General features: G+C 71.2%; 22 protein-coding genes and 3 pseudogenes. 7 read left to right on the top strand and 18 right to left on the bottom strand.

What is annotated here, in order from left to right; translation table 11 throughout:
- Positions 1 to 67: 67 nt before the first annotated feature.
- Both QUE38_RS10680 and QUE38_RS10675 read left to right on the top strand, forming a co-directional pair.
- Positions 68 to 1,027, top strand: a complete 960-nt coding sequence (locus QUE38_RS10680; RefSeq protein WP_286308125.1) for an NADP-dependent oxidoreductase — start codon at positions 68 to 70, stop codon at positions 1,025 to 1,027.
- Positions 1,028 to 1,091: 64 nt separating this feature from the next.
- Positions 1,092 to 2,461 (top strand): annotated as a pseudogene (locus QUE38_RS10675) (cryptochrome/photolyase family protein).
- An 18-nt stretch (positions 2,462 to 2,479) separates the two neighbouring features.
- Here QUE38_RS10675 and QUE38_RS10670 read toward each other — a convergent pair.
- The 11 genes and pseudogenes from QUE38_RS10670 to QUE38_RS10620 form a co-directional block, all read right to left on the bottom strand.
- Positions 2,480 to 3,301, bottom strand: a complete 822-nt coding sequence (locus tag QUE38_RS10670; protein WP_286308123.1) for an ROK family protein — start codon at positions 3,299 to 3,301, stop codon at positions 2,480 to 2,482.
- Between the two features lie 100 nt (positions 3,302 to 3,401).
- Positions 3,402 to 4,190, bottom strand: coding sequence for a DeoR/GlpR family DNA-binding transcription regulator (locus QUE38_RS10665; RefSeq protein ID WP_286308121.1), 789 nt, complete (start codon positions 4,188 to 4,190; stop codon positions 3,402 to 3,404).
- Entirely contained in the window at positions 4,187 to 5,053 is an 867-nt protein-coding gene (locus tag QUE38_RS10660; protein WP_286308120.1) for a class II fructose-bisphosphate aldolase, read from the bottom strand. Before QUE38_RS10660 ends, QUE38_RS10665 begins: the two co-directional genes overlap by 4 nt.
- Positions 5,044 to 5,541, bottom strand: coding sequence for a PfkB family carbohydrate kinase (locus QUE38_RS10655; protein WP_286308118.1), 498 nt, complete (start codon positions 5,539 to 5,541; stop codon positions 5,044 to 5,046). The genes QUE38_RS10660 and QUE38_RS10655 overlap by 10 nt, the downstream gene beginning before the upstream one ends.
- Positions 5,481 to 5,873 (bottom strand): PfkB family carbohydrate kinase, encoded by a 393-nt coding sequence (locus QUE38_RS10650; protein ID WP_286308117.1) that lies wholly within the window; start codon positions 5,871 to 5,873, stop codon positions 5,481 to 5,483. The genes QUE38_RS10655 and QUE38_RS10650 overlap by 61 nt, the downstream gene beginning before the upstream one ends.
- A 112-nt stretch (positions 5,874 to 5,985) precedes the next feature.
- Positions 5,986 to 6,957, bottom strand: a complete 972-nt coding sequence (locus QUE38_RS10645; protein ID WP_286308113.1) for an ROK family protein — start codon at positions 6,955 to 6,957, stop codon at positions 5,986 to 5,988.
- Entirely contained in the window at positions 6,954 to 7,823 is an 870-nt protein-coding gene (locus QUE38_RS10640) for an SIS domain-containing protein (RefSeq protein WP_286308111.1), read from the bottom strand. Before QUE38_RS10640 ends, QUE38_RS10645 begins: the two co-directional genes overlap by 4 nt.
- A gap of 66 nt (positions 7,824 to 7,889) precedes the next feature.
- A pseudogene (locus QUE38_RS10635) lies at positions 7,890 to 9,097 on the bottom strand (Gfo/Idh/MocA family protein).
- A 9-nt stretch (positions 9,098 to 9,106) separates the two neighbouring features.
- Entirely contained in the window at positions 9,107 to 9,898 is a 792-nt protein-coding gene (locus tag QUE38_RS10630; protein WP_286308109.1) for a carbohydrate ABC transporter permease, read from the bottom strand.
- Positions 9,899 to 9,976: 78 nt separating this feature from the next.
- Positions 9,977 to 10,822, bottom strand: a complete 846-nt coding sequence (locus QUE38_RS10625; RefSeq protein WP_286308107.1) for a carbohydrate ABC transporter permease — start codon at positions 10,820 to 10,822, stop codon at positions 9,977 to 9,979.
- Positions 10,823 to 10,945: 123 nt separating this feature from the next.
- Positions 10,946 to 12,220 carry an ABC transporter substrate-binding protein gene (locus QUE38_RS10620; RefSeq protein WP_286308104.1) on the bottom strand — a complete coding sequence of 425 codons (1,275 nt, stop codon included), beginning with the start codon at positions 12,218 to 12,220 and terminating at the stop codon, positions 10,946 to 10,948.
- Positions 12,221 to 12,633: 413 nt separating this feature from the next.
- Here QUE38_RS10620 and QUE38_RS10615 point away from each other — a divergent pair, with 413 nt between their 5' ends.
- Together QUE38_RS10615 and QUE38_RS10610 are read left to right on the top strand one after the other, a co-directional pair.
- A complete protein-coding gene (locus tag QUE38_RS10615; RefSeq protein WP_286308102.1) occupies positions 12,634 to 12,957 on the top strand; it encodes an alpha-L-fucosidase in 324 nt (107 codons plus the stop codon).
- Positions 12,885 to 13,979: an alpha-L-fucosidase gene (locus QUE38_RS10610; protein WP_286308100.1), complete on the top strand. Its 1,095-nt coding sequence runs from the start codon at positions 12,885 to 12,887 to the stop codon at positions 13,977 to 13,979. Before QUE38_RS10615 ends, QUE38_RS10610 begins: the two co-directional genes overlap by 73 nt.
- A 25-nt stretch (positions 13,980 to 14,004) precedes the next feature.
- Here the strand turns inward: QUE38_RS10610 and QUE38_RS10605 are convergent, their stop codons facing one another.
- The gene (locus QUE38_RS10605; protein WP_286308098.1) at positions 14,005 to 14,595 is read right to left on the bottom strand and encodes a GNAT family N-acetyltransferase; all 591 of its coding nucleotides are present in this window, start codon (positions 14,593 to 14,595) and stop codon (positions 14,005 to 14,007) included.
- 65 nt (positions 14,596 to 14,660) lie between these two features.
- Here QUE38_RS10605 and QUE38_RS10600 point away from each other — a divergent pair, with 65 nt between their 5' ends.
- The 3 genes from QUE38_RS10600 to QUE38_RS10590 are packed head-to-tail and all read left to right on the top strand — an operon-like array spanning position 14,661 to position 17,106.
- Positions 14,661 to 15,068, top strand: a complete 408-nt coding sequence (locus QUE38_RS10600) for an ArsR/SmtB family transcription factor (RefSeq protein WP_433996897.1) — start codon at positions 14,661 to 14,663, stop codon at positions 15,066 to 15,068.
- Positions 15,065 to 16,084: a cation diffusion facilitator family transporter gene (locus QUE38_RS10595; RefSeq protein ID WP_286308096.1), complete on the top strand. Its 1,020-nt coding sequence runs from the start codon at positions 15,065 to 15,067 to the stop codon at positions 16,082 to 16,084. The genes QUE38_RS10600 and QUE38_RS10595 overlap by 4 nt, the downstream gene beginning before the upstream one ends.
- The gene (locus QUE38_RS10590) at positions 16,084 to 17,106 is read left to right on the top strand and encodes a DUF2804 domain-containing protein (protein ID WP_286308093.1); all 1,023 of its coding nucleotides are present in this window, start codon (positions 16,084 to 16,086) and stop codon (positions 17,104 to 17,106) included. Before QUE38_RS10595 ends, QUE38_RS10590 begins: the two co-directional genes overlap by 1 nt.
- A 33-nt stretch (positions 17,107 to 17,139) precedes the next feature.
- Here QUE38_RS10590 and QUE38_RS10585 read toward each other — a convergent pair whose 3' ends face one another.
- From QUE38_RS10585 to QUE38_RS10565, 6 genes and pseudogenes are all read right to left on the bottom strand, one after another.
- Positions 17,140 to 18,030 carry an aldo/keto reductase gene (locus tag QUE38_RS10585; RefSeq protein WP_286308091.1) on the bottom strand — a complete coding sequence of 297 codons (891 nt, stop codon included), beginning with the start codon at positions 18,028 to 18,030 and terminating at the stop codon, positions 17,140 to 17,142.
- A 31-nt stretch (positions 18,031 to 18,061) separates the two neighbouring features.
- Positions 18,062 to 19,345, bottom strand: a complete 1,284-nt coding sequence (locus QUE38_RS10580) for a glycosyltransferase (RefSeq protein WP_286308090.1) — start codon at positions 19,343 to 19,345, stop codon at positions 18,062 to 18,064.
- Positions 19,342 to 19,806 (bottom strand): GbsR/MarR family transcriptional regulator, encoded by a 465-nt coding sequence (locus QUE38_RS10575; RefSeq protein WP_286308088.1) that lies wholly within the window; start codon positions 19,804 to 19,806, stop codon positions 19,342 to 19,344. The genes QUE38_RS10580 and QUE38_RS10575 overlap by 4 nt, the downstream gene beginning before the upstream one ends.
- 61 nt (positions 19,807 to 19,867) lie before the next feature.
- Positions 19,868 to 21,133 (bottom strand): cation:proton antiporter, encoded by a 1,266-nt coding sequence (locus tag QUE38_RS10570; protein WP_286308085.1) that lies wholly within the window; start codon positions 21,131 to 21,133, stop codon positions 19,868 to 19,870.
- A gap of 142 nt (positions 21,134 to 21,275) precedes the next feature.
- A pseudogene (locus QUE38_RS17605) lies at positions 21,276 to 22,040 on the bottom strand (TIGR03620 family F420-dependent LLM class oxidoreductase); the annotation flags it as partial.
- 73 nt (positions 22,041 to 22,113) lie between these two features.
- Positions 22,114 to 25,287 (bottom strand): glycosyl hydrolase, encoded by a 3,174-nt coding sequence (locus QUE38_RS10565; RefSeq protein ID WP_286308083.1) that lies wholly within the window; start codon positions 25,285 to 25,287, stop codon positions 22,114 to 22,116.
- Positions 25,288 to 25,652 lie beyond the last annotated feature (365 nt).

Genomic DNA, 25,652 nt, shown 5'->3' with positions numbered 1-25,652 from the left:
CCGGCCGTAACGCGCGGCGGTTAGGTTTCCACGTGCACACCCCACGCAACACACGGAGGAACCGCCGATGAGGGCACTGGTGATCGACGCGACCGGAGATCCCGAACAGCTGCGAATCGGCGAGGTGCCCGACCCGGTGCGCGTCTCCGACGAGGTGCTCGTGCGCGTCGCCGCCGCGGGCGTCAACCCGATCGACGCGAAGACGCGCGCGGGCCGGGGCGTCTCGGGGGCGATCGACGCGTGGCCGAGCGTGCTCGGGCTCGACTTCGCCGGCGTCGTCGAGCAGACGCCGACGGCGATGCATCCGCTGCAACCCGGCACCCGCGTGTACGGCATGACCCGGGTGCCCCGCACGACCGGCAGCTACGGCGAGCTCGCCGCCGTCTCGTCGCTGAGCGTGACCACCGCGCCGTCGAGCCTGTCGCTCACCGAGGCCGCCGCGGTGCCGGTCGCTGCGCTCACCGCGTGGGCGGCCGTGGTCGAGACCGCCAAGGCGCACGACGGGCAGCGCATGCTCATCCACGCGGCCGCGGGCGGCGTGGGCCACTTCGCCGTGCAGTTCGCCGCGTACTTCGGCGTGCGCGTGACCGCGACCTGCTCGGCCGAGAACGCCGAGTTCGTGCGCTCACTCGGCGCGCACCGCGTCATCGACTACCGCAGCGAGCGCTTCGAGCACGTTGCCGGCCAGCAGGACGCGGTGATCGACCTCATGGGCAACGTGGTCGACGACGTGGGCACCCGCTCGCTCGAGGTGGTGCGACCGGGCGGCCTGGTCGTCAATGTGCCGACGAAGAGCTGGCCGAGCCTCGAAGCGGATGCCGCGGAGCGCGGCGTGCTCGCCACCGGGCTGTCGGTGGCGCCCGACGCCCGTACGCTCGCCGTGATCACGCGCCTCATCGATGACGGGTCGGTGCGGGTGCACGTCGACCGCGTGCTCGACTTGGCCGACGGCGCCGAGGCGCACCGCCTGGTCGAGGCGGGCCACGTGCGCGGCAAGCTCGTGCTGAAGGTCGCCGACCTGGACTGAGCATCCGCCGAGCATGCATGCGACGCGTGTCGCACCCCGACGCCCGCCCGGTATCGTCGCCCGCATGACGCAGCCGACGATCGTCTGGTTCCGCGACGACCTGCGGCTCGCCGACCATCCCGCGCTGCGCGAGGCTGCCGCGGCCGACGGCCCGGTCATCGCGCTGTTCGTGCTCGACGAGGAGTCCCCCGGCATCCGCCCGCTCGGCGGCGCCGCGCGCTGGTGGCTGCACCACAGCCTCGCGTCGCTCGCCGACGACCTGCGTGCGCGCCGCGTGCCGCTGGTGCTGCGTCGCGGCGCGGCATCCGAGGTCGTGCCCGCCCTCGCCGACGAGGTGGACGCGGCCGGGGTGGTCTGGAACCGGCGGTACGGCGGCCCCGAGCGCGAGGTCGACACGACCGTGAAGCGGATGCTCCGCGAGGCCGGCCGCGCGCCCCGGAGCCACCAGGCGTCGCTGCTGTTCGAACCGTGGACGATCCGCACCGGGCAGGACGAGCCGTTCTCGGTCTACACCCCGTTCTGGAAGGCGTGCCGGCGGGCCCCGAGCCGCGCGAGCCGTTCCCGGCGCCACGCACGCTGTCCGGTCCCCGCGCCTACCCCGAGTCCGACGACCTCGAGGACTGGGGGCTGCTGCCGACCGCGCCCGACTGGGCAGGCGGCCTGCGGTCCGCGTGGACGCCCGGGGAGGCATCCGCCAGCCGTCGCCTGCGCGCGTTCCTCGCCGACGACGTGGACGACTACGCCGACGCCCGCGACCGCCTCGACGCCGACGGCACCTCCCGCCTGTCGCCGCGCCTGCGCTGGGGCGAGCTGAGTCCATTCCAGATCTGGCATGCGGCCGTCGACACCCGTCGCGAGCGACCCTCCGCCGCGCAGGGCGTCGAGACGTTCCTCTCCGAGCTCGGCTGGCGCGAGTTCGCCTGGCACGTGCTGTACCACTCGCCCGACCTCGCGACCGAGAACTGGCGGCGCCGGTTCGACGCCTTCCCGTGGCCCGACCTCGACCGAGAGGCCCTCGAGGCGTGGCAGCACGGTCGCACCGGCATCCCGGTCGTCGACGCCGGTATGCACGAGCTCTGGCAGACGGGCGTCATGCACAACCGCGTGCGCATGGTGGTCGCGTCGTTCCTCACGAAGAACCTGCTGATCCACTGGCGGCACGGAGAGGAGTGGTTCTGGGACACGCTGGTCGATGCGGATGCCGCGGCCAACCCGTTCAACTGGCAGTGGGTCGCCGGGTCCGGTGCCGACGCCGCCCCGTACTTCCGCGTGTTCAACCCCGAGCTGCAGGCGCAGAAGTTCGACCCCGACGGCGTGTACGTGGGGCGGTGGGCCCCGGATGCGGGTGCGTTCGGCTCCCCCGAGCCGATCGTCGACCTGCGGGAGACCCGGGCGGCCGCGCTCGCGGCCTACGAGCGGGTCAAGCGCTCGTGACCTGCTCGGGATTCGGCGTCACGCGCGCCCGAGCGCGAGCGCTGCGGCTCCGAACGCCGAGGAGTACTCACCGAAGGTCGCCGTACGCAGGCGCGGTCGGCGCAAGGTGCCGAGCCGCTCGTCCAGCGCATCCGCGAGCGGGACGAGCAGCTGATCGCCCGAGCGCGAGAGCCCGCCCCCGACGACGATCAGCTCCGGCGCGACCACCGCGGTGACGGCCGCGAACGCGTCGGCGAGCACCCCGATCGCGTCATCCCACGCCGCGCGGGCCTGCGGATCTCCTGCGGCGGCGCGTTCGGCGACGGCGCGCCCGTTCGGCAGGCCGGCGCGATGGGCGAGCGCGGCCGCCGACGCGACCTCCTCCATGCGGCGAGTCGCGAGTGGACCGTCCGCGACCGGCAGCTGGCCGATCTCGCCCGCCCACCCGTCGCTCACGACCGGGCGGCCCTCCACGAGCACCGCCGCTGCGACGCCGGTACCGATCGCGACGTAGACGACCACGCCCGAGGTGCCCGAGGTGCCCGAGGCGGCACCCCACCTGGCTTCCGCGACCGCGCCCGCGCGCACATCGTGACCGAACGCCACATCGCGACCGATCCGCGAGGAGAGCATGCGCGCGAGATCGAGGCCCTCCCAGCCGAGGTTCACCGCGCGCACCGCGATGCCGCGGGCCTCGTCCACGATGCCCGGCACGACCACGCCGACCCGCAGGTCGCCGTCGCCACCGAGTTCCTTCACGAGCTCGTGCGCGACATCGAGCACGCCCGCACCCGCCGGGTCGGGCGAGGTCGTCGGCCGGCGCGCCTCCGCGAGCATCACGCCGTGGCGGTCGACGAGCACCGCCTTGACTGCGGTGCCCCCGACATCGATCCCGATCGCGGCGGGGGCCGGGTGGTGCCTGTCATGCCGATCGCCCCGTTCATCCGTCGCGCCGCGCGGCCTAGCCGGCGACGATCACCTCGTACCCCGACTCCTCGAGCCGCCGCAGCTGCTCGGTCGTGATCGAGTCGTCGGTGACGATGGTCGAGAACAGGTCGCGCGGACCGATCGTCGCGAAGGCGCGGCGGTCGATCTTCGCCGAGTCGGTGACCACGACCGCCCGACGGGCGCGCGCCGCGAGCACCGCGTTGACCGCGGCCTCCTGCTCGTCGTGGCAGGTCGGGCCGACCTCGGCGTCGAGCCCGTTCGCCCCGATGAAGGCGATGTCGAGCGAGATCGACCCGATGACCGCATCCGCGTAGCTGCCGACCAGCTCGTAGGAGCGCGCGTGCACGACGCCCCCGGTCATCACGGTCTTGATCTGCGGGCGCGGCGAGAGGAGCATGCCGATGTTGATGGCGTTGGTCACGACCGTGAGCCCGGGGTCGGAGGCGGGCTCCATGATGTCCGGGCGGCTGGTCAGCGCGTCGGCGATCGCGGTGGTCGTCGTGCCGCCGCAGAGGCCGATCACTGCACCGCGCGGGATGAGTGCCACCGCCGCACGGGCGATGGCGAGCTTCTCCTCGGGACGCTGCTGGTTCTTGTAGCGCAGCGGGAGGTCGTACGCCACCGAATGCGCGATCGCTCCACCGCGCGTGCGCGTGAGCAGCTGCTGCTGGGCCAGCGCGTCGAGGTCGCGCCGGGCGGTCGCGACCGATACGCCCAGCCGGTGGACGATGTCGTCGACCTCGACCCGCCCCGACACTGCGAGCAGGTCGAGCACCGCGGTCAGCCGTTCGGTCCGGTTCACGCGCCGACAGCTCCTTCCAGCGTCGCGCCCGCCGCCCGGAACACCCGCAGCATGCGCGCCGCCTCGTCGGCGACGGCGCTGCGGGCACGCCCGATGTAGCGGCGCGGGTCGACGGTCGTCTCGTCGGAGTCGAGCATCTCACGAACCACGGAGGTGAACGCGGAGTTGAGGTGGGTCGACACGTTGATCTTGACCAGACCCGCGCGGATGCCCGCGACGATGGTGTCGTCGGGCACCCCGGACGAGCCGTGCAGCACGAGCGGCACGTCGACCGCGGCGCGGATGCGGGCGATGAGGTCGACGTCGAGCGCTGCCGTCCGCGCGGTCATGGCGTGCGAGGACCCGACGGCCACCGCGAGCGCGTCGACACCGGTCGCGTCGACGAAGCACGCCGCTTCGATCGGATCGGTGCGAACGTGCGGGGCGTGTGCACCGTCCTTCCCGCCGATCTCACCCAGCTCGGCCTCGACCGCGACCCCGGCGGCGTGCGCGTGCGCGACGACCCGCTGCGTGGTCGCGATGTTCTCGTCGACGGCGAGGCGGGAACCGTCGTACATGACCGATCCGAACCCGAGATCGATGGCCTCGAACGCCAGGTCGGGCAGTTCGGCGTGGTCCAGGTGGACCGCGACGGGTACGGTCGCCGCGTCGGCGAGGGCGAGCGTCGCGCGTGCGACGGGCCGCAGGCCGCCGTGATACGCGACGCAGTTCTCCGAGATCTGGAGCACGATCGGCATGCGCGTGCACTCTGCGGCGCGGACGAGGGCCTCCGCCGTCTCCAGCAGCACCACGTTGAACGCACCCACGCCCGCGCCGGCGCTTCGCGCCGCGTGGAGGATGTCGAGTGTGGGAGTCAGGGGCATGCGGGCTCCGTTCGAGCGACGGTCACGACGACGCGCGACGCCCATGCGTCGTGATCGGGGGCGAGTTCGCCGGCGAGCGGCATGGTGACGGCGGAGGCCGACCAGGCCGCCGCGCGTCGCGCGAGCACCAAAGCGTCGTCGCCGGCGGTGGGCGCCGCATCGGCCAGGTGCGCGGCGAGTGAGGCGACGGCGGCGTCTCCCGCCCCGGTCGGATTCCGAGGCTCGACGGACGACTCGAGGCGAGCCCGGCACCGGGACCGGCGCAGCGCGACGGTCAGGCCCGCCGCGCCGTCGGTTGCGACGACGCCGCCTGCACCGGCCGCCAGCAGGGCGTCGATCCCGGCATCGAAGTCGTCGGTGCCCGCAACCGCCGCGAGCTCCTCGCGGTTGGGCGCGACGAGGTCGGCACCCGCGTACGACGCCTCCATCAGGGCCGGCCCGCTCGTGTCGACGACGACGATCGTGCCCTGCGCGCGGAGCGCCGCCACCAGCCGTCCGAGGCGCCGTGGCGGGTAGCCCGGGGGAGGCTCCCGCAGAGCGCGACGACGGCTGGTGGCGACAGGGTGAGCACGAGGGCGTCGACGGCGTCCGCGTCCTCGGCTCGCAGGGGGAGCCCGGGTTCGTTCAGCAGCGTGGCCTGACCGCTCGCGGTGTCGACCGCGGCGATCGAACGTCGGGTCTCGGCGCGGGTGGGCACGACCCGGTTCCGGATGCCGCTCATCGCAAGGTCCGCGAGGAACAGGCTGCCGGTCGAACCGCCGACGGGCGCGACGACCAGCACGTCGTGCCCGGTCGCGTGCAGCACGCGCGCGACGTTCACGCCCTTGCCGCCGGCGCGGGAGGCACCGGTGGAGACCCGGTGACTCTCCCCGGGACGAGACGGTCCACCTCCCACGTCTGGTCGAGGGCCGGGTTGAGGGTGACGGTGACGATCATGCCGACATCCCCGCCGCCGCACCGGTCGCGAGGTCGCGCGCCGCGAGTGCGGCCCCGACCAGGCCGGCGTCGTCGCCCAGCGCGGTGCGCACCACCCGGGGCCTGCGCTCCGACGCCATCAACGCGTCGAGGCGCCGGCGCAGCGGGACGATGAGGGCGTCGCCCGCCGCCGCGAGACCACCGCCGACCACGATCAGCTCGGGTGCGAGCACGACCGACAGTCGTTGCAGCTGCACGGCGAGCGCATCCACTGCGTCGTCCCAGATCCGCGCGGCGTGCGGGTCGCCCGCCGCCATGCGGTCGCGCACCTCCCGAGCGCCCGCGACGGCCTCGCCCGTGCGCTCGAAGTAGCGACGGGCGATCGCCGATGCCGACGCGATGGTCTCGAGGCATCCGCGCGAGCCGCATGCGCACTCGGCGCCGGCCGCATCGCTCAGCATGTGCCCGATCTCACCGGCGTAGCCGCCGCGGGCGCGGACGCGTCCGTCGACGATCAGGGTCGCCGAGATGCCGGTTCCGATCGTGACGATCACCACGTCTCGGCGCGAGCGGGCCGCGCCGAGCCGCAGCTCCGCCTGACCCGCGCCCCGCACGTCGTGACCGAACGCGACCGGCAGCCGGAGGGAACTGCGAACCAGGTCGTACAGCGGCTCGTTGCGCCAACCCAGGTTCGAGGAGTAGATGGCCCGGTGGGTCCGCTCGTCGACGATGCCGGGTACCGAGACCCCGGCGACGAGCGGGCGCACATCGCGATGCGCATCTCGGAGCGCCTCGGCGAGGTACCCCAACTGGGCGACCACCGACCGGCCCGGTGCGGACGCATCGCGCACCGTGGGGTGGCGGCGGACGCCGAGCATGCGCCCACGGGTGTCGACGAGTGCGGACTTCACGTGCGTACCGCCCACGTCGAACGCGAGCACCGCCGGCCCGTCGCCGAGCAGGGTGGTCGTCGAAGACGGTGCGCTCATGAGCCCAGCACGACCGATCGGGCGAGGTTGCGGGGCGAATCCGGGTCGAGACCGGCGCGTCGCGCACGTTCGAGGGCCACCCGGTGGGCGCGCACGAGCTCGGCCATGGGGTCGAGGTCGCGCTGCTCGAACGTGGCGCCGGTGGCCGCGACCTCGCGGGCGAGCCCGTCGGGTGCCGAACCGAAGTTCCAGGTCACGCGGCCGGGGGCGGCGATCGAGATCGGGCCGTGCCGGTATTCCATTGCGGGATACGACTCGGTCCAGGCCTGCGCCGACTCCCTCATCTTCAACGCCGCCTCGTGCGCGAGGCCGATTGCCCAGCCCGAGGCGAGGAAGGTGACCTGGTCGGCGCCGACGAGGTGTTCGGGGAGCTCCTCGGCGAGCACGGTCTCCGCATCGGCGATCACGCGGTCCAGCCGCTCGCCGAGGGACGCCCGGAGCAGTGCGAGCGCGGTCGTCGCGAAACGGGTCTGCACGACGGAGCGCTCGTCCGCGAACGGCAGCGCCACGACGTCGTCCACCAGGTCGACGAGGGGCGAGTCGGCGTCGCCGACGACGCCGATCACTGGCACGCGTCCGCGCAGCCGCGCGACCGCCTGCAGCACCTCGGTCGTCGTTCCGGAACGCGTGAGTGCGACGACGGCATCGTACTCTCTGTCCTGCGGGAGTTCGGATGCGGTGAAGGCATCCGTGCGACCGAACCCGCCGCGCTCGCGCAGGGCGGCGTAGCTCTGGGCGATGAACCAGGAGGTGCCGCAGCCGATCACGGCGACGCGGGCGCCGCCGGCCGGAAGGCGGTGCTGCTCGACGGTCATGCCGGCTGCCCGGGTCCAGGTCTCCGGCTGGCTCGCGAGCTCGGCCGCCATATGGGCGCCCGGGGCGGGGGAAGGTGGTGCTCGGTCATGGATCTCTTTCCGTGTGGTGCGTGCATGTCAGCGGGAGGCGCTGCCCTCGACCTGTCCGCGCTCGAAGTAGGCGACGAGATCGGGGGCGAGCGACGGGATGTCGCGGGCGCAGCCGTCGCCCCGCAGCGAGTCGGTCGCGGCCACGCCAGCAGCGACGGCCTCCTCGCTGCGATCGGCGAGGTCTCGGTGGCGCCTCCCTCGCGCACGAAGTGCACGAACTCGGCGACGAGCAGGGCGTCCGCGCCGTCATGGCCCGAGGTCGCGACCGCCGGCACGACGAACGTCTCGTCGGGCTCGCTTGAGCTCTGGTGGCGCCGGTTCCACAGCCCGACGACGGAGCCGGACGTGTCTCCGAGGTTCTCGATACGCCCCTCGGTGCCGATGATCGTGTAGTTGCGCCAGTAGTCCGGAGTGAAGTGGCACTGCTGGTAGGAAGCGAGCACGCCGTTCGCCAGGCGCATGTGCATCATCGAGATGTCCTCGACGTCGATCACGGGGTGGAGTCCGGTCTGCGCCGTCGGCGGCCAGTTGTCCAGGCTCAGCCAGTCGCCGAGGCGCTCGCCCGAGCGGTCCCGGCGGTCGTCGATGTCGCCGTAGACGGCGAGCGCGCCCATTGCGGCGACCCGGTCCGAGTACGCGCCGGCGAGCCAGTGGATGACGTCGATGTCATGGGCGCCCTTCTGCAGCAGCAGGCCGGTCGTGCTCCGCCGGTCCGCATGCCAGTCCTTGAAGTAGTAGTCGCCGCCGTGGCCCACGAAGTGCCTGCACCAGACGGCCTTGACCGCTCCGATGCGCCCTTCGCGGATGAGCCGGCGCATGAGGCCGACCACCGGCATGTGCCGCATGTTGTGGCCGATGTAGAGTCGCGAGCCGGTTCGACGCGCGGTCTCGAGCACGGCATCGGCGTCCTCGATGCGGATCGCGAGCGGCTTCTCGAGGAACACCGCGACACCGCGCTCGAGGGCGCGGATCGCGAGCGACGCGTGCGTGTCGTCCGGCGTGAGGATCATCACGGCGTCCACGCCGTGCGACAGCACCTCGTCGAGCGACGACGTGACGAGCGCGTCCGGGAACGTCTGCTGCGCGGCGGCGCGCGCCGACTCCGCGAGGTCGCACACCGCCGTGACGCGCGAGCCGCGTCCGGGGCGATGCACCTCCTCGTGGAGTGCGGCGCGCGCGCCGAAGCCGACGATGCCCACGGTGATGTCGCGGGCCGTGGCCGATGCGGGTGTCATGTCAGACCGTCACTTCATTCCGGAGAAGGCGATGCCCTCGATGAACTGCCGCTGCAGCACGATGAACGTGATGAGCATCGGGATCGTCGCCAGGAGCGAGCCCGCCATCAGCAGGGGGTAGTCGGTGTTGTAGACGCTGACCAGCTGCGACAGGCCCACCGAGAGGGGCATCCGCTCGGGGTCGGTGGTGACCACCAGCGGCCAGAGCAGGTCGTTCCAGGACCACAGCACCGTGAAGACCGTGAGGGCGATGATGCCCGGCTTGGCCAGCGGAACCATCACCTTCCAGAAGGTCTGCCACTGGTTGGCGCCGTCCAGGCGGGCCGCCTCCTCGAGCTCCATGGGGAGCGACATGAAGAACTGCCGCATCAGGAACGTCCCGAAGGCGCTGAAGATGCCGGGCACGATGAGCGCCTGCAGCGTGTTCAGCCAGCCGAGTTGCACGATGATCTCGTACTGCGGCAGCAGGTACAGCTGCGTGGGCACCATCAGCACCGACAGGAACAGGATGAACACGAGGTTGCGTCCCCGGAACTCCATCCGCGCGAACGCGTACCCGGCCATGGTGCACAGCACCACCTGCCCGACCGTGCGGCCGATGGTCAGCAGCACGGAGTTGACGAACATCTGGCCGAACGGGAGCGTGTCGAAGACCTCGACGAAGTTCGTGATGGTCCACGGGTCCGGGAACAGCACCGGGGGCACCTGCACCGACGTGGCGTAGGTCTTGAATGCGGTGAGGGTCTGCCAGAGGAACGGGAACACCATCAGGACCGCCCCGACGATGAGGATCAGGTGCACGGGCCAGTGCCCGCGCCGCCTGCGCTCCTTGGGGGCGCATCGTTCCCCGTCGTGATCGCGCGCGTGGTGAGATCGACGTCACTCATAGTGCACCCACTTCTTCTGGAGACGGAACTGGATCGCGGTCAGCACGAGGATGATCACGAGCAGCACCATCGCGATCGCGGCCGCGTACCCGCGGTGGTTGTCGACGAAGCCGGCCTCGTAGAAGAGGAAGACCACGGTGCGGATCTCCGGCAGCGCCGGGTTGTTGCGGCCGAGCATCATGTAGATGAGGTCGAACACCTGCAGTGCGCCGATCACGGTGATCACGCTGACGAAGAAGATCGAGGGGCTCAGCATCGGGATCGTGATCGAGAAGAACTTCCGCACGGGCCCTGCGCCGTCGAGCTCGGCGGCCTCCATGAGCGACTTCGGGATGCCCTGGAGCCCGGCGAGGAAGATGACGATCGCCGTTCCGAGGCCGGCCCAGATGCCGACGACCACGATGGCGGCGAGCGCGGTGCTCCCGTCGGTCAGCCAGGACCGCCCCTCGATGCCGATGATGCCGAGGGCCTGGTTCAGGATGCCGTAGTCACCGTTGTAGATCAGCCGCCAGACGAGCCCGATCGCCGCGGGCATCGTGACCACCGGGATGAAGTAGAGCGTGCGGTACACGCCGCGCCCCTTCAGGCCCGCCGTGTTCAGCAGCGCTGCGATGGCGACGGCGATGGGGATGCCCACGAGGGCGATGATCGTGTAGACGGCCGTGTTGCGCAGTGCGCCGAGCAGCTCGGGGTCCTGGAACAGTGCGAAGTAGTTGTCCAGGCCGACGAAGGATCCGCCGCTGAACGGGCCGGCGTCGGTGAACGACATGAAGAAGGTGCGCACGGTCGGCCACAGGTAGAACGCGGCGAGGCCGATCGCCATGGGGCCGATGAACACCAGCGCCCACCAGGGCGAGGCTGAGGCTCGGCGGGGCCGCCGGCCGGCACCGGGGAGCTCGCGCTCCCCCGGGCCGACATGGCGACCGTCGCGCGCTTGCGCGCTGCGAGGTTCGTCATGAGGTCACTCCTTGTCGAGCGCGTCCTGGACTCGCGCGGCGAGGTCCTGGAGACCCTCCTCCGCGGAGACGTTGCCGGCCCAGATCTGGGTGATGACCTCACCCTCGACACTGACCCAGGCGGAGGTGTTCTTGGACACCGGATAGGGGACGGCCGTGTCGAGGGCGTCGATGAAGACCTGCAGGTCGTACTGCGGCAGCGCCTGCACCCAGGCGTCCTGCGTGCCGTCGTACGCGGGGATGACGGTGCCGCTCTCCGCCTGGGTGATGGCGGCGAACTCGCCCGAGGCGAACTCGGCGAACTCGAGGGCGACGTCGAGGTGCTCGCCGTCGGCGTACGCGACGTTGGCGAGGCCGTGCACGACGCTCTGGTTGCCCGCGGGTCCGGCCGGGAGCGGGGCGACGTTCACCGCGTCGGCGAATGCCTCGTCGCTCGCGTAGCCGCCGCCGGCCCAGGATCCGTTCCAGAACATTGCCGCGAGGCCCGACTGGAAGATCGAGTTCGGCTCGGTGTCGGTCATCTGCTGTGCGGACGGCGACTCGCCGTTCTCGATGAAGTCCGTCCAGAACGTGACCCCCTCGAGCGCCTCGGGCGTACCGAACCCGGTCTGCGTCCCCGCGGCGTCGATGACCTCGCCGCCTGCCTGGTAGATGGTGTTGTAGTACTCCATCTGGTTGTACGGGGCTGCGACGACACCCCAGACCCCGGCGTCGGGGTCGGTGAGTGCGGTGACGGTCTCGCGGAAGTCGTCCCAGGTCCAGCCCGCCTCGGGGTAGGCGACGCCGGCTGCGTCGAACAGTTCCGTGTTGTACCAGACGCCGATGGTGTCGAGGTCCTTCGGGGCGCCGTACACGGTGCCCTCGTAGGTGTACAGGTCGACGAGGCCCTTCGGGTAGACCGCCGTGTCGAGGCCGTCCATCGGGGCCAGCACGCCGTTCGATGCGTAGAGCTGGAAGTTGGGGCCGTTCATCCAGAACACGTCGGGTGCCCCACCGCCGGATGCGGCGGTCTGCAGCTTGGTCCAGTAGTCCTGGAACGCCGTCAGCTGGATGTCGATCGTCACGTTCGGGTGCTCCTCGGTGAACGCTGCCGCGATCGCCTCCATCGCCGGCTGCTGATTGCCGTCCCAGATCGCGTACGAGAGGGTCACCGGCTCGTCGGGGTCGGTGCTGCTGCTGTTGCTGCCGCTCGCGCAGCCGCTCACGACGAGGGCTGCCGCGGTGAGGATCGACGCCGCCGCCGCGGTGCGGACCGGCCTCGATGCGTGACGTGTGTGCATTGGATGCTCCTTGGATTTCGGGTGCGGAGTTCACGACTCGTGAGTGAGCGTATGAGCGATTGTGCCTGATCGCAATAGATTGGTTCGCTCACTTTCAATCACTACTACTGAGTGATTCTCATGGGATCTCCGCCCGTCCGAACCTCCGTTCTCCCGCGGAAACCGCGGCAGAACGGGCCACTCGGCCCAGGCCCGCCCACGCAGTCACCCTGCGTGGAATCGCGCCCGACGGGCCCGACTTCGCTCACACGTCGATCCGATCGCGCCGCAATCCCGCGCGACCTCTGCGGATCCCCACGCGAGTGAGCGTGAGACATCCGATCTCTTGCCCGTCCCGGTGTTAGCATCGGCCGCCATACCGCACCTGATCGGTCGGTACATCCGATGACCCGAGTCACGAGGAAAACTGCGACATGACCACACACGAACCCGAACACCCTGAGGTCTACCGCGCGTTCGCGCGCGAGACTCCGGCCTGGTTCCCGGAGGCGAAGCTCGGCATCTTCATCCATTGGGGGCCCTACTCCGTTCCGGCCTGGGCCGAGCCGATCGGTGCGCTCGGGACGATCGATTCCCACCAGTGGTACGCGCACAACCCGTACGCGGAGTGGTACTTCAACACCATCCGCATCGAGGAAGCCCGGCGCAGCGTCACCAGGCCGAGGTGTTCGGTGGGGCGCCGTACGACGACTTCCTCGACGCCTGGCGCGCCGAGCGGTTCGACGCCGACGCGATGATGCGACTGGTCGCAGACAGCGGGGCGCGGTACGTCGTACCCACGACCAAGCACCACGACGGGGTGACGCTCTGGGACGCGCCGGGCACGGGCGACCGCAACACCGTTCGCCGGGGGCCTCGGCGTGACCTGGTCGGCGAGTTCCGAGATGCCGCGCGCCGCGCCGGCCTCCGGTTCGGCACCTACTACTCGGGCGGCCTCGACTGGCACGCCACGGGGCAACCCGCCATCACGTCTGACGCCGACCACGAACGTCGTCCGGTCGACGCGGCCTACGCCGACTACGCGTTCGCCCATGTCGCCGACCTCATCGAGCGCTACACCCCGGACCTCCTCTGGGGCGACATCGAGTGGCCGGACCACGGAAAGCCGGACGGCCCGACCTCGCTCGCCGAGCTCTTCCGCCGGTTCTACCGCGCGTCTCCCGACGGGGTCGTGAACGACCGGTGGGGACGCACCCACTGGGACTTCCGCACGAGCGAGTACGAGTACGGACGGGATCTCGAGTCGGGTGTCTGGGAGCACTGCCGGGGCATCGGCTACTCGTTCGGGTACAACCGACTCGAGGATGCCGAGCAGTCGTTGTCGGCCGAGGACGCGGTGCGCTACTTCGTCGACATCGTCGCCCGCGGCGGCAACCTCCTGCTGAACGTCGGGCCGACGGCGGCCGGGGAGCTCCCCGAACTCCAGCGTGCGACCCTCGCCGGCCTCGGCGCGTGGAACCGCGCGCACGGCGATGCGATCTTCGGCTCCCGCCCCCTCGACGCCGCCGTCGCCCGTGCGTCCGACGAGCCATGGGTGCGTTGGACGCGCACCGGCGACCTCGCACATGCGTTCGTCGACGCTCCCGCCGGCGTCGCGGTCCCGCTCGACGCCGACGGCGGCGCGCTCGACCTCGACGCGGCGACGGCGTCGCCCGGAGCACTCGCCGAACGCGAGGGCGACCGCCTCGTGGTCACTGTGCGCGAGCAGGCGTTGCGCGGTCCGGTGCGGGTCGACCTACCGATGCGCGCTCGCCCCTGAGCCGGCAGGCCTGCCCGGAATCGACTCAGACGCTCCGACCCGGCGCCACCGCGAGCACCCGCTCGAGCACCAGGTCGTGCTCGAGCCGCTCCCCGACCCGGAACCGCTTCGTGCCGACGCGCGCGAACGCGTGCTTGCCGTAGAAGCGGATGGCCCGGGCGTTCTCCTCGTTCACCCCGAGCCACATCGTCGCCGCGCCCGTCGCCTCCGCCGCGGCGATCACCGCACCCATGAGCGGTGCAGCGACGCCCGTGCCGTGCACGGTGCGTCGCGTGTAGAACTTGCTCAGCTCGACCGTGGGCCGTGCGGTGACGGCCGCGACCACGTCGGCGTCGGCCGGCTCGCCCGTGACGAGCATCGCGTAGCCCACCGGCATCCGTCGCGGCGCGAGCGCGTCGCCCGCGAGCGAGGCGTCGTCGTCCTCGGCGACCAGCAGGATCCGCGCCGGGTCGGCGAGGTACTCCTCGAACCGCGCGACCGTGAAGTGCTCCGCGATGAACGCCGCGATCGATGCGGCGGTGGCGTGCGGCGGGCAGGCCAGCGGGAACGTCTCAGCAGCGAGCTCGGCGAGGCTCGCGGCATCCGCCCGCCCCGCCCGTCGGATCTCGATCGTCACCCGCACACCCTACCCACGCGGATGCCGCGGCTGCGCCGGTCACCGAACTGTGCAAGTATCTGCGTATGGATGCAGATATGCAGGTGACGGATGCCCCCGGCACGACGCCCGCGGGCGACCCGGCGCGCTGCGGGCGCATGCCCGACAGCGAGTACGTCGAGCTCGCGGTCGAGGTCTTCGCGATGCTGGCGGATGCCACGCGCGTGCGCCTCATCCTCGCCCTGCGCGAGCACGGGGAGCTGCCCGTCAACGCACTCGCCGAGATCGCCGAGAAGTCGCCCGCCGCCGTCTCGCAGCACCTCGCCAAGCTGCGCCTCGCGCGCATGGTCACCACCCGGCACGAAGGCACCCGCGTGCACTACTCCCTCGTCGACGAGCACGCGGCACTGCTCGTGACCGACGCCATCCACCAGGCGGAGCACGCACTCGGCGGCACGCCGCGGCACCATCGGGCCGACGGACGCGGGCGATGACCCGCGCGCACGAGCAGACCCACGGGCACGGCCACGCCCACGGGCATCCGCACGACCATGGCCACCACCACGGCGGCCTCCGCGGCGCACTGCGCGAGATCTTCGTGCCGCACACCCACGACGCCGCCGACTCGGTCGACGATGCGCTCGAGGCGTCGGGCCAGGGCATCCGGGCGGTCAAGGTCAGCCTCGTCGTGCTGCTCGCGACCACCGTGCTGCAGCTCGCGGTGGTCGCCATCAGCGGTTCGGTCGCACTGCTCGCCGACACCGTGCACAACTTCGCCGATGCGCTCACCGCGGTGCCGCTCTGGATCGCCTTCGTGCTCGGCCGGCGCGCGGCGACCCGCCGGCAGCCGTACGGCTACGGCCGCGCCGAGGACCTCGCGGGCCTGTTCATCGTGCTCGTCGTCGCACTCTCGGCGGTCGTCGCCGCGTGGCAGTCGATCGACCGGCTCGTCTCACCGCAGCCGATCGACCACCTCGGCTGGGTGATCGCCGCGGGCGTCATCGGGTTCGCCGGCAACGAGGCCGTCGCGATCTACCGCATCCGCGCGGGCCGCCGCATCGGCTCGGCCGCGCTGGTCGCCGACGGCGTGCACGCCCGCACCGACGGCTTCACCTCGCTCGCGGTCGTGCTCGGCGGCGTCGGCGTGCTGCTCGGCTTCCCCCTCGCCGACCCGATCGTGGGGCTCGCGATCTCGGCGGCGATCCTGGTGCTGCTGTGGGGCACGGTGCGCAGCGTCGGCGCGCGCCTGATGGATCGCATCGACCCCGACCTCGTCGACCGCGCCGAGCACGCGCTCGCCCACGTCGACGGCGTCACCGCGGTGCGCGAGGTGCGGCTGCGCTGGGTGGGTCACCGCCTGCAGGGCGACGCCGTCGTCGAGGCATCCGATCGCTCGCTCGCCGAGGCGGCGCACCTGCTCGCGGCGGCCGACCTGGAGCTGCGCGCGCATCTCCCCAACCTCGAGGAGATGCGGGTCCGGGCGGTGCCGCCGGTCGATACGCTCGCCTGATGGCGATCGATGGCGACTCCCGGACCGCGTTCCTCCCCGAACTCACCCGCCCCGTTACGCTGACGCTCCCGAACGGCCGCCTGCACCCCGCCGCCGTCGGCTGGGCGCGGCAGCCGCTCGTCGACACCTCGGGCATCGGCGCCGGGCGCGGGCGCAACAAGCGCTGGGAGTACTGGAACGTCGCGACGCCGACGCACATCCTCGCCCTCACGGTCTCGTCGATCGACTACGCGGCCGTGCACGAGGTCTGGGTGCTCGAACGCGCGAGCGGCCGCACCTGGGGGAAGGCGACCACGAGCATCCCGTCGCGCGGCGTCGAGCTGCCGCTGAGCCTCGGCGACGGACCGGCGCGCGCACGGGCGAGGGGCCTCGCGATCGACATCGACGAGGTCGCCGGCGGCACCCGGCTGCGAGCGCGCATCGATGGGGCCTCGTTCGACGTCGTCGTGGCGCTGCCCGATCGGCACGAGCGCCTGGCCGTCGTCGTGCCGTGGAGCAACACCCGCTTCCAGTACACGGTGAAGGATGTCGCAAGACCCGCGACCGGCACCGTCACGCTCGACGGCGAGACCATCGCGCTGCCCGCCGACGAGTCGTGGGCCGTGCTCGACCACGGTCGCGGTCGCTGGCCGTATGACGTGCGCTGGAACTGGGGCGCCGGGTCTGGCCGCTCCGGCGGCCGGGTGATCGGCATCCAGGTCGGCGGGCGCTGGACCGAGGGCACGGGCGCCACCGAGAACTCGGTGCTCGTCGACGGTCGCCTGCACAAGATCCACGACGAGCTCGAGTGGCGCTACGACCTCTCCGACCGGCGCGCACCCTGGCGCATCACCGGCGGCGGGCTCGACGCGACGTTCACCCCGTTCTTCGACAAGGTGACCCGTACGAACCTCGGGCTCGTGGCATCCGCCACCGACCAGTGCTTCGGCCACTGGCTCGGCACGTTCCGCACCGCCGACGGCGAGGTCATCGCCTTCGACGACATCCTCGGCTTCGCCGAGGAGGTGCACAACCGCTGGTGACGGATGCTCCCGGGCCGAACCGTCCCGACCCGCTCAGTCCACGATGCCGACCGCCGCGGAGCACCGCGCGATCTCGTCGGCGCTGAGCGTCAGGTCCGCCGCCTTCGCGGAGTCGGCGATCGACGCAGGCCGCCGGGCGCCGGGGATCGGCACGACCACGGGGCTCAGCGCCAGCTCCCACGCGAGCACGACCTGCTGCGGGCTCACGCCGTGGTCATCGCCGATCTCGCGGAAGACGCCGAACCGGTCGCCGACGCCGCGTCCGCCGCCACCCGTCCCGCCGAGCGGGCTCCACGGCAGGAAGGCGATGCCGTGCTGCTCGCAGTAGCGCAGCTCGCCGTAGCTGCCCGGGTACTTGGGCGAGAACTGGTTCTGCACGGCCGCGAGGTTGCCGTCGCCGAGCACCTGCTGGGCGATCGCGACCTCCTCGACGCTCGCGTTCGAGATGCCGATCGCGCGGATCAGCCCCTCCTGCTGCAGCCGCAGCAGGTTGCCCATCACGTCGCCGTAGACCATCCAGCGGTCGGGCCGGTGGTACTGGTAGAAGTCGATGACCTCGACGTCGAGCGCCTCCATCGAGCGCTGCACGGCGGCGCGCAGGTACTCGTACGAGCCGTCGCGACCCCAGGTCTCCCCCTCGCCGCGCGTGATGCCGCCCTTCGTACCGACGAGCACGCCCGACGTGTCGCCCTCCCACGAGCGCAGCGCGTCGCGCACGATTCGCTCGTTGTGCCCCATCTCGTTCCAGGCGGGCGCGTAGACGTCGGCCGTGTCGATGAACGTCACCCCCGCATCGAGCGCGGCCTGCACGGTGGCGATCGCCTCCTCGCGGGAGGGATAGCGCTTGTCCTCGTTCATCGACGAGGGCATCGCCCCCAGGCCGATCGACGAGACGGTGAATGCTCCGATGCGTCGTTGCTGCATGCTCCCAGCCTGCCACCCGGCGGGCCGCGACTCACGCCTCGGCGAGGGTCCCCTCGATCTGCGCCACGGCCGCCGCCACGCCGTCCTCGGCGCGGATGCGCCGCCCCGTGGCATCCGCCCGCTCGCGAATGCCGGCGTCGGTCGTGACCTCGCGCAGCGCTGCCGCGAGTCGCTCGCCCGTGAGCTTCTTCTGCGGCACCGGCTCGCTGCCGACGCCGGCCTCGGCGACCAGCCGCCCCCAGAAGAACTGGTCGACGATGAACGGGCAGACCACGGTCGGTCGCCCGGCGCGCAGCCCGGCCGCGGTCGTCCCGGCACCACCGTGGTGCACGACGGCCGCGACGCGCGGGAAGATCCAGTCGTGCGGCGCCTCGTCGATGCGCAGCACGGTGTCGGGCAGGCCCTCGGCGTCGAGGCCGCCCCAGCCGGTGGCGATGATGCCGCGCAGGCCGGCCTGTTCGAGCGCCTCGGCCACGGCGCGGGTGAGCCGCTCGGGCGACCGCCCGGCCATGCTGCCGAACCCGACGTACACGGGCGGCTCGCCCGCCTCGAGGAACTCGACCAGCTCGGCCGACGGCGTCCACTCGTCTGCTGCGTCGAGGAACCAGTAGCCCGTGAGGCTCGCGTGGCCGGGCCAGTCGCCGGGCCGCGGCAGCACCTGCTCGCTGATGCCGTGCACGACCGGCACCGGCCGGCCGTCGGCCGTCGTCGCGGCGAGCGCCGCGCCCTTCCGCTTCGGCAGGCCCAGGGTCTCGGTGCGGAAGCGGTTGACCATCTTCTCGTAGTTGGCGTAGCCGAGCGCCGCGAGCCGGTAGGTGAGCCGGTTGTACCACTTGCCGAGCTTCCAGGCCGGCAGGCCGACGATCGGGAAGTCGCCGGTCGGCACGGTCGCGGGCACCACGACACCGAGCACGGGTGCTGCGCCGAGCCGCTCGGCGACGTGCGGGGCACCGAGCGCCTTGGGGTGGTACACGATCACCTCGGGCTGCACGGCCTGCGCGGCCCGCCACACGTCGTGCATGAGCCGCTCGTTGATCGGGCCGGCCGCCTTCGCGAGCTTGACGTTGGTCTTGAGCATGCCGAACAGGCCGGTGCTCTCCTCGATCGCGTCGCGCCCGGCGTCGGTGTCGAGCAGCTGGAGGATCTCGTCGCTCAGCGGCTCGAACGGTACGCCGTGCTCGGCGGCGAACGGCCCGAACCGCTCGCAGGTCGCGAGCTTCACCTCGTGCCCGGCCTCCTGCAGCCCCTTCGCCAGCGCCACGTACGGCTGCACGTCGCCGCGCGAGCCGACCGTCGTCACGAGCACCCTCGTCATCGTTCCGTTCCCTCCCGGCTCGCGCGGAACTCGTCCATCAGCTCCGGCAGCCGCGCCATCATGAACACGTAGAAGTCCCTGGTGCGCGCGAGTCGCGCGGCGCGCGGCGCGTCGTCGTCGCCGATCAGGTCGAGCCCGGCCTGCACCACCGCGAGGAAGTCGCGCATCTTCGCGGTCGGGTCGACGGCCAGCGCGAACGCGTCCTCGTGGATCTCGTAGGCGTGCCCGCGGCCCACGGTCGGCACCCGTCGCACGAGCCCCGACTGCTGGAGCACCCGCATTCCGGTCGAGACCGACGCCTTCGACAGGCCGGTCGCCGCGCTCAGCTCCGCGCTCGTCTGCTGCGGCGGATCGCAGATCATGAGCCAGCCGAGCAGCGTGCCGAACGCCGGGGTCGTGCCCATCTGCGCGAGCACGAGGCCGACCTCGCCCGCGTACGCACGCGCCTGCTCGTCGTCCACGCGCACCTCCGAGGCATCCGATACACAGTTCAGAACATTCTGAACATACCAGATCTCGAGGTCAGCGAGGCGGCAGCTGCCGACGGGTCCGGGGCATGTCGGCGGCGACCGACTCGGCTGCACTCGGGTCCTCCGCCATCATCGCCGCCGACCACCGGTGGTACCGCGCGACCAGCGGCACCGAGCTCAGCCCGTGCAGCACGATGCTGAGCGCCACCGTCACCACGACCGTGGTGAGCACGAGTTCCTGCTCGGGCACCCCGCGCGACGCGGCGATGAGCACGAAGACGAGCGACGCGAGCCCGCGCGGCCCGAACCAGCCGATGAAGGCGATGGTGGGCAGACGGATGCCCCCGCCGGCGAGCGCGATCCCCACCGGGATCATGCGCACCACGGTGAGGCTCAGCACCGCGTACAGCAGCACCTGCCACGTGATCAGCGGCAGTGCGAGCACGAGCGCCAGCGCCCCGAACGCGAACCAGGTGACCGCGGCGGCCAGTTCGCCCGCCTCCTCGGTGAGCAGCGTCACGACCGACCGCACCGGCCCGGCGACGCGACCGAACACGATGCCGCCGACGAACGCCGCGATGAACCCGCTGCCGCCGAGCTGGTCGGCGATCGCGAACGCGAGCAGTGCGGCTGCGAGCGGCAGCACCTGCTTCCACGCCGGAGTGATCCAGTCCCGGTCGTCGGCGAAGCGGATCAGCGCGCCGCCGAAGAGTCCGGCGAACACGCCCGCGAGCAGGCCCCAGCCGATCTGCGCGGCCATGCTGCCGGCGATCGCGCTCGCGACGCCCGACTCGAGCTCGGCGTTGGCGATCGACAGCACGACGAGGAATACGGGAACCGAGAGCCCGTCGTTCAGCCCGCTCTCAACGTCGAGCGACTGGCGCACGCGCGGCGGCACCGAGTCGTCGGTCACGACCTTCTGCCCGAGCGCGGCGTCCGTCGGCGCCAGCATGACGGCGAGCAGCGCGACCGAGGCGAGCGCCATGCCCGGGAAGACCAGGAGCCCGACGCCGAAGCCGGCGAGCATCGTGAGCGGCAGGCCGATGAGCAGCAGGCGCGTCGGCCACGAGAGCTGGTGGCGCAGCGCCCGCAGGTCGAGCCGGGTGGCGTCGCTGAACAGCAGCAGCACGAGCGCGATCTCGGCGACGCGTTCGGCGATCTCGATGTCGACCTCGATGTCGGACAGCGGCGTGAGCAGCCCGACCCCGAGCCCGACCGCTGCGAGGAAGAGCGCCGCGGTGATGCCCCGCCGGTCGAGCACGCGCGAGAGCGCGCTCCAGACCATCACGGCGACCAGCACGACCATCACCGCGATCATGTCGCCCCCGCTCGCTCGTCGGTGCCGTCGGGGTCAGGTTAGCGCGGCCGCGCTCCCGCGAGTTCGGGCGCGAACTCCTCGCCAGCGCGGCCAGCCGCGGGAGCAGCTCGTCGCCCGCCGGCACCACCTGCACGCAGACATGGTCGGCGCCCGCGTCGAGATGGGCACGGATGCCTCCCGCCACCGTCGCAGCCGACCCGTGCACGACGATCCGGTCGACGAGTCCGTCGCTGCCGCCGTCGGCGATGTCGTGGTCGCCGAACCCCGCCCGGCGCATCGTGTTCGCGTAGTTCGACAGCTGGAGGTACCGGTGCAGGAAGGCACGTGCGGCGGCCCGCGCCGTGTCGTCGTCCTCGTCGAGCACCACCGTCTGCTCGGGCGCGATGAGCACGCCCTCGCCGAGCGCCGCCCGCATCTCCGCGGTCTGCGAGGGCACGGTGAGGTACGGGTGAGTGCCCGCGCTGCGTTCGGCCGCGATCGCGAGCATCTTCGGCCCGAGCGCCGAGACCAGCCGGTCGCGGGTCGGCACGCCCCGCGCGTCGAGCACGTCGAGGTAGCGCTGCACGGCGTCGAGCGGTCGTTCGCGGTGCGGGGTCGCCTCGCGGTGCCCCGAGCCGATGCCGAGCACGAGGCGGCCCGGGTGCCGCTCCGCGATGCGGTGGTACGCGTCGGCGAGTTCGTGGGCATCGGCCTTCCAGATGTTGACGATGCCGGTGGCGACCACGAGCGCCTCCGTGGCGTCGAGCAGTTGCTCGGCCCGTCGCAGGTCGGCCGTGGGCGACCCGCCCTGCCACACCGCGCCGTACCCGAGCCCCTCGATCTGCGCCGCGGCGTCCGCATCGATCGCGGTCACCCCCGCCCAGACCCCGATCCGTCCCAGCCTGCTGCTCCAGTCCACCTGCGTCATGCCGTTCATTCCATCAGACGCACGAGTGTCCCCTCGCCCGTGGGGCGAGGGGACACCTGTGGTGCGTGGAGGGTCAGCGTGCGCGGGAGTGCGCGCGCGGGGTCTCCAGGTACTCCACGTCGACGAACGGCACGATCTTCGCCTGCTGCGGGCCGAAGTCCAGGTAGACCTGGTCATTGCCCCACCAGCGGGTGTCACGGCGTCGTTCGAGCGGGGTCTGCTCGGTGATCACGCCGCGATCGAGCTGCACGTTGGACAGCACGGAGTTGTACTCGATCACGATCGTGTTCTCACCGTGCACGAGGTACTCGCTGACGTCCACGACCGGCTTGGTCCAGCTCACGCCGCCCGAGTAGAGGTCGTCGCCGACCAGCGGCACCTGGGTGCCCGTCCCGTCATCGATCGTGTCCTTGCCGACACCACCGACGTCCTGCCGGACCTTCGACGGGTTCGTGCTGACGTCGCCGCCGACCTTCTGCCCGTTGATCCAGACCTTCATGCTCGACTCGAGCGTGTCACCGAAGTCGAGGTACGCACCGGAGGCCTTGTTGGCCCGCCAGTCGAACGTCGCCTCGTAGTGGCCCGTTCCCGAGACCGCCTTTCCGACCTCGGGAATGTTGTCCCAGGTCGCCAGGCTCTCCAGCTCGACCTCGATCGGCGTCTCGACCGTCGACGTCTTCCGGTTCACCGTCGTGAGGTCGCCGATCGTCTCGGTGCGCACCAGGTCGCCGGCTTCCTCGTTCGGCCGCCACGACTGCACGGTCAGGTCCCAATCGGTGATGTCGTACGCCTCCGGCACCTGCACCGAACGCTGGAACTGCTTCCCGTCGCTCAGCTCCGTCGCGACCTTCCCGCTCTCGGTGACGCGAACCGCGACACCACCGGGCACCGCGTGCGCCGAATCAGCCGTCGTGGACACCACGTGGAACTGCCCCTCGTCGACCTTCTCGAACGCCAGCAACGCGACGTTGTTGTAGTCCAGGTCCACCGGCACGACGGTCGTCCCGTCGACCCAGCGGTAGTCCGCGAGCTCGGTCACCTCACCCGACCACGCGTCGATCTCGTACGGCACGAACAGGCCGTCCTTGACGATGTCGGTCTGGATGTTCGTGCCGTGGTCCTCGGACTGCACGTCCTCCTTGTGGGACTTGTCGTGGTAGTCGTTCGGGCAGTAGTTGTACACGTACACGTACTCGTTGCCGTCACCGTCCACCCGGGTCTGCGTGAGCAGCTGGTGGTTCCACTCCGAGTACCCGGTCGTCGGGTACACCCCGAGGTCCTGCAACTGCTCCATCACGTCGTCCTCGTACCCACCGGGGGTGGCGCTGAAGTAGTCGATGTCATCGGCCACGGACGCGGTCCGCACCGTCGGCAACGACTTCAGCTCCGCCACGATCCCGGCCAGCTCCGCGGACTGCCCGTCGTTGAACGGCGTACGCGACGCGGCATCCTCGAGGAACACGACCTTCAGGCCCTGCTCCGCCCACTCCAGGATCCGCTCCGCGGCATCCACGTCGAGCCAGTCCTGGTAGAGGACCAGCGCCTTGTACCCGGCCTGCTCGATCGTCTGCGTCTCCTCATCGAAGTACACGTCGTCATCGAACAGGAACTTCGGGCTGAAGTAGTCGTAGGTGTAGCCGTTGTCCTGCAACTCCGTCGACCGGTAGTAGACGCCCTGATGCGCGTACTGCCAGTTCATGCGGTTGATGTCGTCGCCGATGTCCGTGAGGTAGGCCACACCGTGCGTCCAGTTCTGGTGGATGAACCCGACGTCCGTGCGCGACGCCCCCGTCTGCATCAACTGCTGGACTCGGCCCAGGTGCGCATTGAACTCGTCGTAGTCCGCCGAAGTCGGGTGCCGCGTGCCCGGGTAGTGGAACCCGGTGTGTCCGCCCAGCGTGGTGTAGCCCGGCCACGTGTAGTTGCCGTATCCGTAGCCGGCGCTCCAGACGTGCCAGATCGTCCGCTGGAATCCCGCCGCGAACTGCGAGTAGGCGTCGCGGAGCAACTGCTGCGGGGTGGCGTTGAACGGCGCCTGCTGCGCACCCGTCTCGCTTGAGAGCACCTTGTTCTCGAGCTTCGCGCCACCGGTCCAGAGCCGGAAGATGTCCACCTGGTTGTACTGGTTGTAGTTCTCGGCCTCCGGGTAGTCGACCGCCATGATCGGCTCGGAGATCTCCAGCGGCTTGCCGTAGGAGATCTGCGCCCGGGTCTCGATGCCGACCGAGTTCAGCCACTCCTTCAGCGGTGTCAGCATCCGCTCCATGTAGAGCTGCGTCAGCACGTCCTGGTAGTCGTTGACGATGCCCTGGCGTGCCTCCTCGTCGCCGTCGAGCCGATAGGTGCCGGTGTCCTCGATCCCGTAGTACGGCACGTCGGGCGTTGCCGAGATGCCGTCGATGAGGAAGAGGTGGGGCGTGATGTCGTAGCCCTTCCGCGCCTCGAACTCCTCGGCCATGTCCTCGGCCCACCAGGTGAATCCGCTGCCGGTGCTCATCTCCAGCGAGTCCATGAACAGCTGCACGTCGCCCTCGAGGATCTTCGCGCTCAGCTCGGGATCGGCGAGGTAGTGCTGCTCCCAGAACTCCCGCAGCGCCTCCACGCCCCGCTCGTCGAAGTAGTTCGTCGCGTAGCTCGGCTCGGTCGCCGGATTGGACGTCTGGAACGTGCCCTGCGTCCAGATGCCGAACACGCGGTACGTGCCATCGCCCGGGGCGGTCCAGTCGAGTTCCTGCGTCCACACGTCGGCGCCCTGCGACACCGACGCCGACAGGTCGACGAAGCTGTCGGGGTCCACCGTGTCGCCCTCGACCACGCGATACGCGTACGCCGTCACGAACGATGCGCCATCACGACGATCGCCCTCGTCCGGCGCCGGCACGACGTCCAGGTCGGCTCCCGCGTCCACGGTCCCGGTGCCGAGCGTCAGGTTCTGCATGGCCTGCTGGCTCGTCGGGTCGAGCCCGGGCACGTTCGAGGTCGCCCAGTGCGTGCCCGACGTCAGGTACACGCTCATCCCGAGGTCGAGCAGCTTGTTCATCATCAGGTTCCACTTGTGCGACCACATCTCGGAGCCGTACGCGTAGTCGGCGTTGTCGGCCGCACCGTCGTTCTGCATCGCGAGCTCGACGCCCCGGAAGCCGCCGTCGTAGAGCGCCTGGATCTCCTCCAGCAGCGTCTCGTCGGTGTGCGCCGCCTCGCCCAGCCACCAGCGGACATCGGAGCTGAAGATCCGATCCGGATCCACGTAGGACTCCTCGAGCTGTTGGGCGAACGCCGAGCCTTCGGCAGAAGCCGCTGGGCGCGCTTGCCCGGATGCCCCGGGGCTGGCCACCGCTGGCACCGCACCGGCGATCGCGGTCGCCGCAAGCAGGAGCGACAGTCCCCCTGCGAGCACCCCACCCCGCCGTGTCCGAGCCGATTGGGACGTTGTCATCATTGACCACCTCTTCGTGAAACGTGAGTTGAATGGTTTCATTCGCGGCTCATGCTAGGGAGCGGCGGGGCGAGCGTCACCCGGGGCATGCCGCTGCCATCGAGTCCGGTGACCGACCGGATCCGCATGATTCCGTGCCTCCACGACCGGCGCCGCCGTGTTGCCGCCGGAAGGAA

The sequence above is a fragment of the Agromyces mangrovi genome (assembly GCF_030296695.1).
GTDB classification, from domain to species: Bacteria; Actinomycetota; Actinomycetes; order Actinomycetales; family Microbacteriaceae; genus Agromyces; species Agromyces mangrovi.
This window is presented reverse-complemented; position numbering and strand designations above follow the sequence as displayed.

What these genes read in the sequence shown, in the direction of transcription:
- QUE38_RS10660 (WP_286308120.1), bottom strand. Translation starts at nt 5,053, where the DNA reads ATGCCCCTGACTCCCACACTCGACATCCTCCACGCGGCGCGAAGCGCC.
- QUE38_RS10620 (WP_286308104.1), bottom strand. Translation starts at nt 12,220, where the DNA reads ATGCACACACGTCACGCATCGAGGCCGGTCCGCACCGCGGCGGCGGCG.
- QUE38_RS10615 (WP_286308102.1), top strand. Translation starts at nt 12,634, where the DNA reads ATGACCACACACGAACCCGAACACCCTGAGGTCTACCGCGCGTTCGCG.
- QUE38_RS10600 (WP_433996897.1), top strand. Translation starts at nt 14,661, where the DNA reads ATGGATGCAGATATGCAGGTGACGGATGCCCCCGGCACGACGCCCGCG.
- QUE38_RS10680 (WP_286308125.1), top strand. Translation starts at nt 68, where the DNA reads ATGAGGGCACTGGTGATCGACGCGACCGGAGATCCCGAACAGCTGCGA.
- QUE38_RS10645 (WP_286308113.1), bottom strand. Translation starts at nt 6,957, where the DNA reads ATGAGCGCACCGTCTTCGACGACCACCCTGCTCGGCGACGGGCCGGCG.
- QUE38_RS10595 (WP_286308096.1), top strand. Translation starts at nt 15,065, where the DNA reads ATGACCCGCGCGCACGAGCAGACCCACGGGCACGGCCACGCCCACGGG.
- QUE38_RS10585 (WP_286308091.1), bottom strand. Translation starts at nt 18,030, where the DNA reads ATGCAGCAACGACGCATCGGAGCATTCACCGTCTCGTCGATCGGCCTG.
- QUE38_RS10570 (WP_286308085.1), bottom strand. Translation starts at nt 21,133, where the DNA reads ATGATCGCGGTGATGGTCGTGCTGGTCGCCGTGATGGTCTGGAGCGCG.
- QUE38_RS10640 (WP_286308111.1), bottom strand. Translation starts at nt 7,823, where the DNA reads ATGGCGGCCGAGCTCGCGAGCCAGCCGGAGACCTGGACCCGGGCAGCC.
- QUE38_RS10580 (WP_286308090.1), bottom strand. Translation starts at nt 19,345, where the DNA reads ATGACGAGGGTGCTCGTGACGACGGTCGGCTCGCGCGGCGACGTGCAG.
- QUE38_RS10590 (WP_286308093.1), top strand. Translation starts at nt 16,084, where the DNA reads ATGGCGATCGATGGCGACTCCCGGACCGCGTTCCTCCCCGAACTCACC.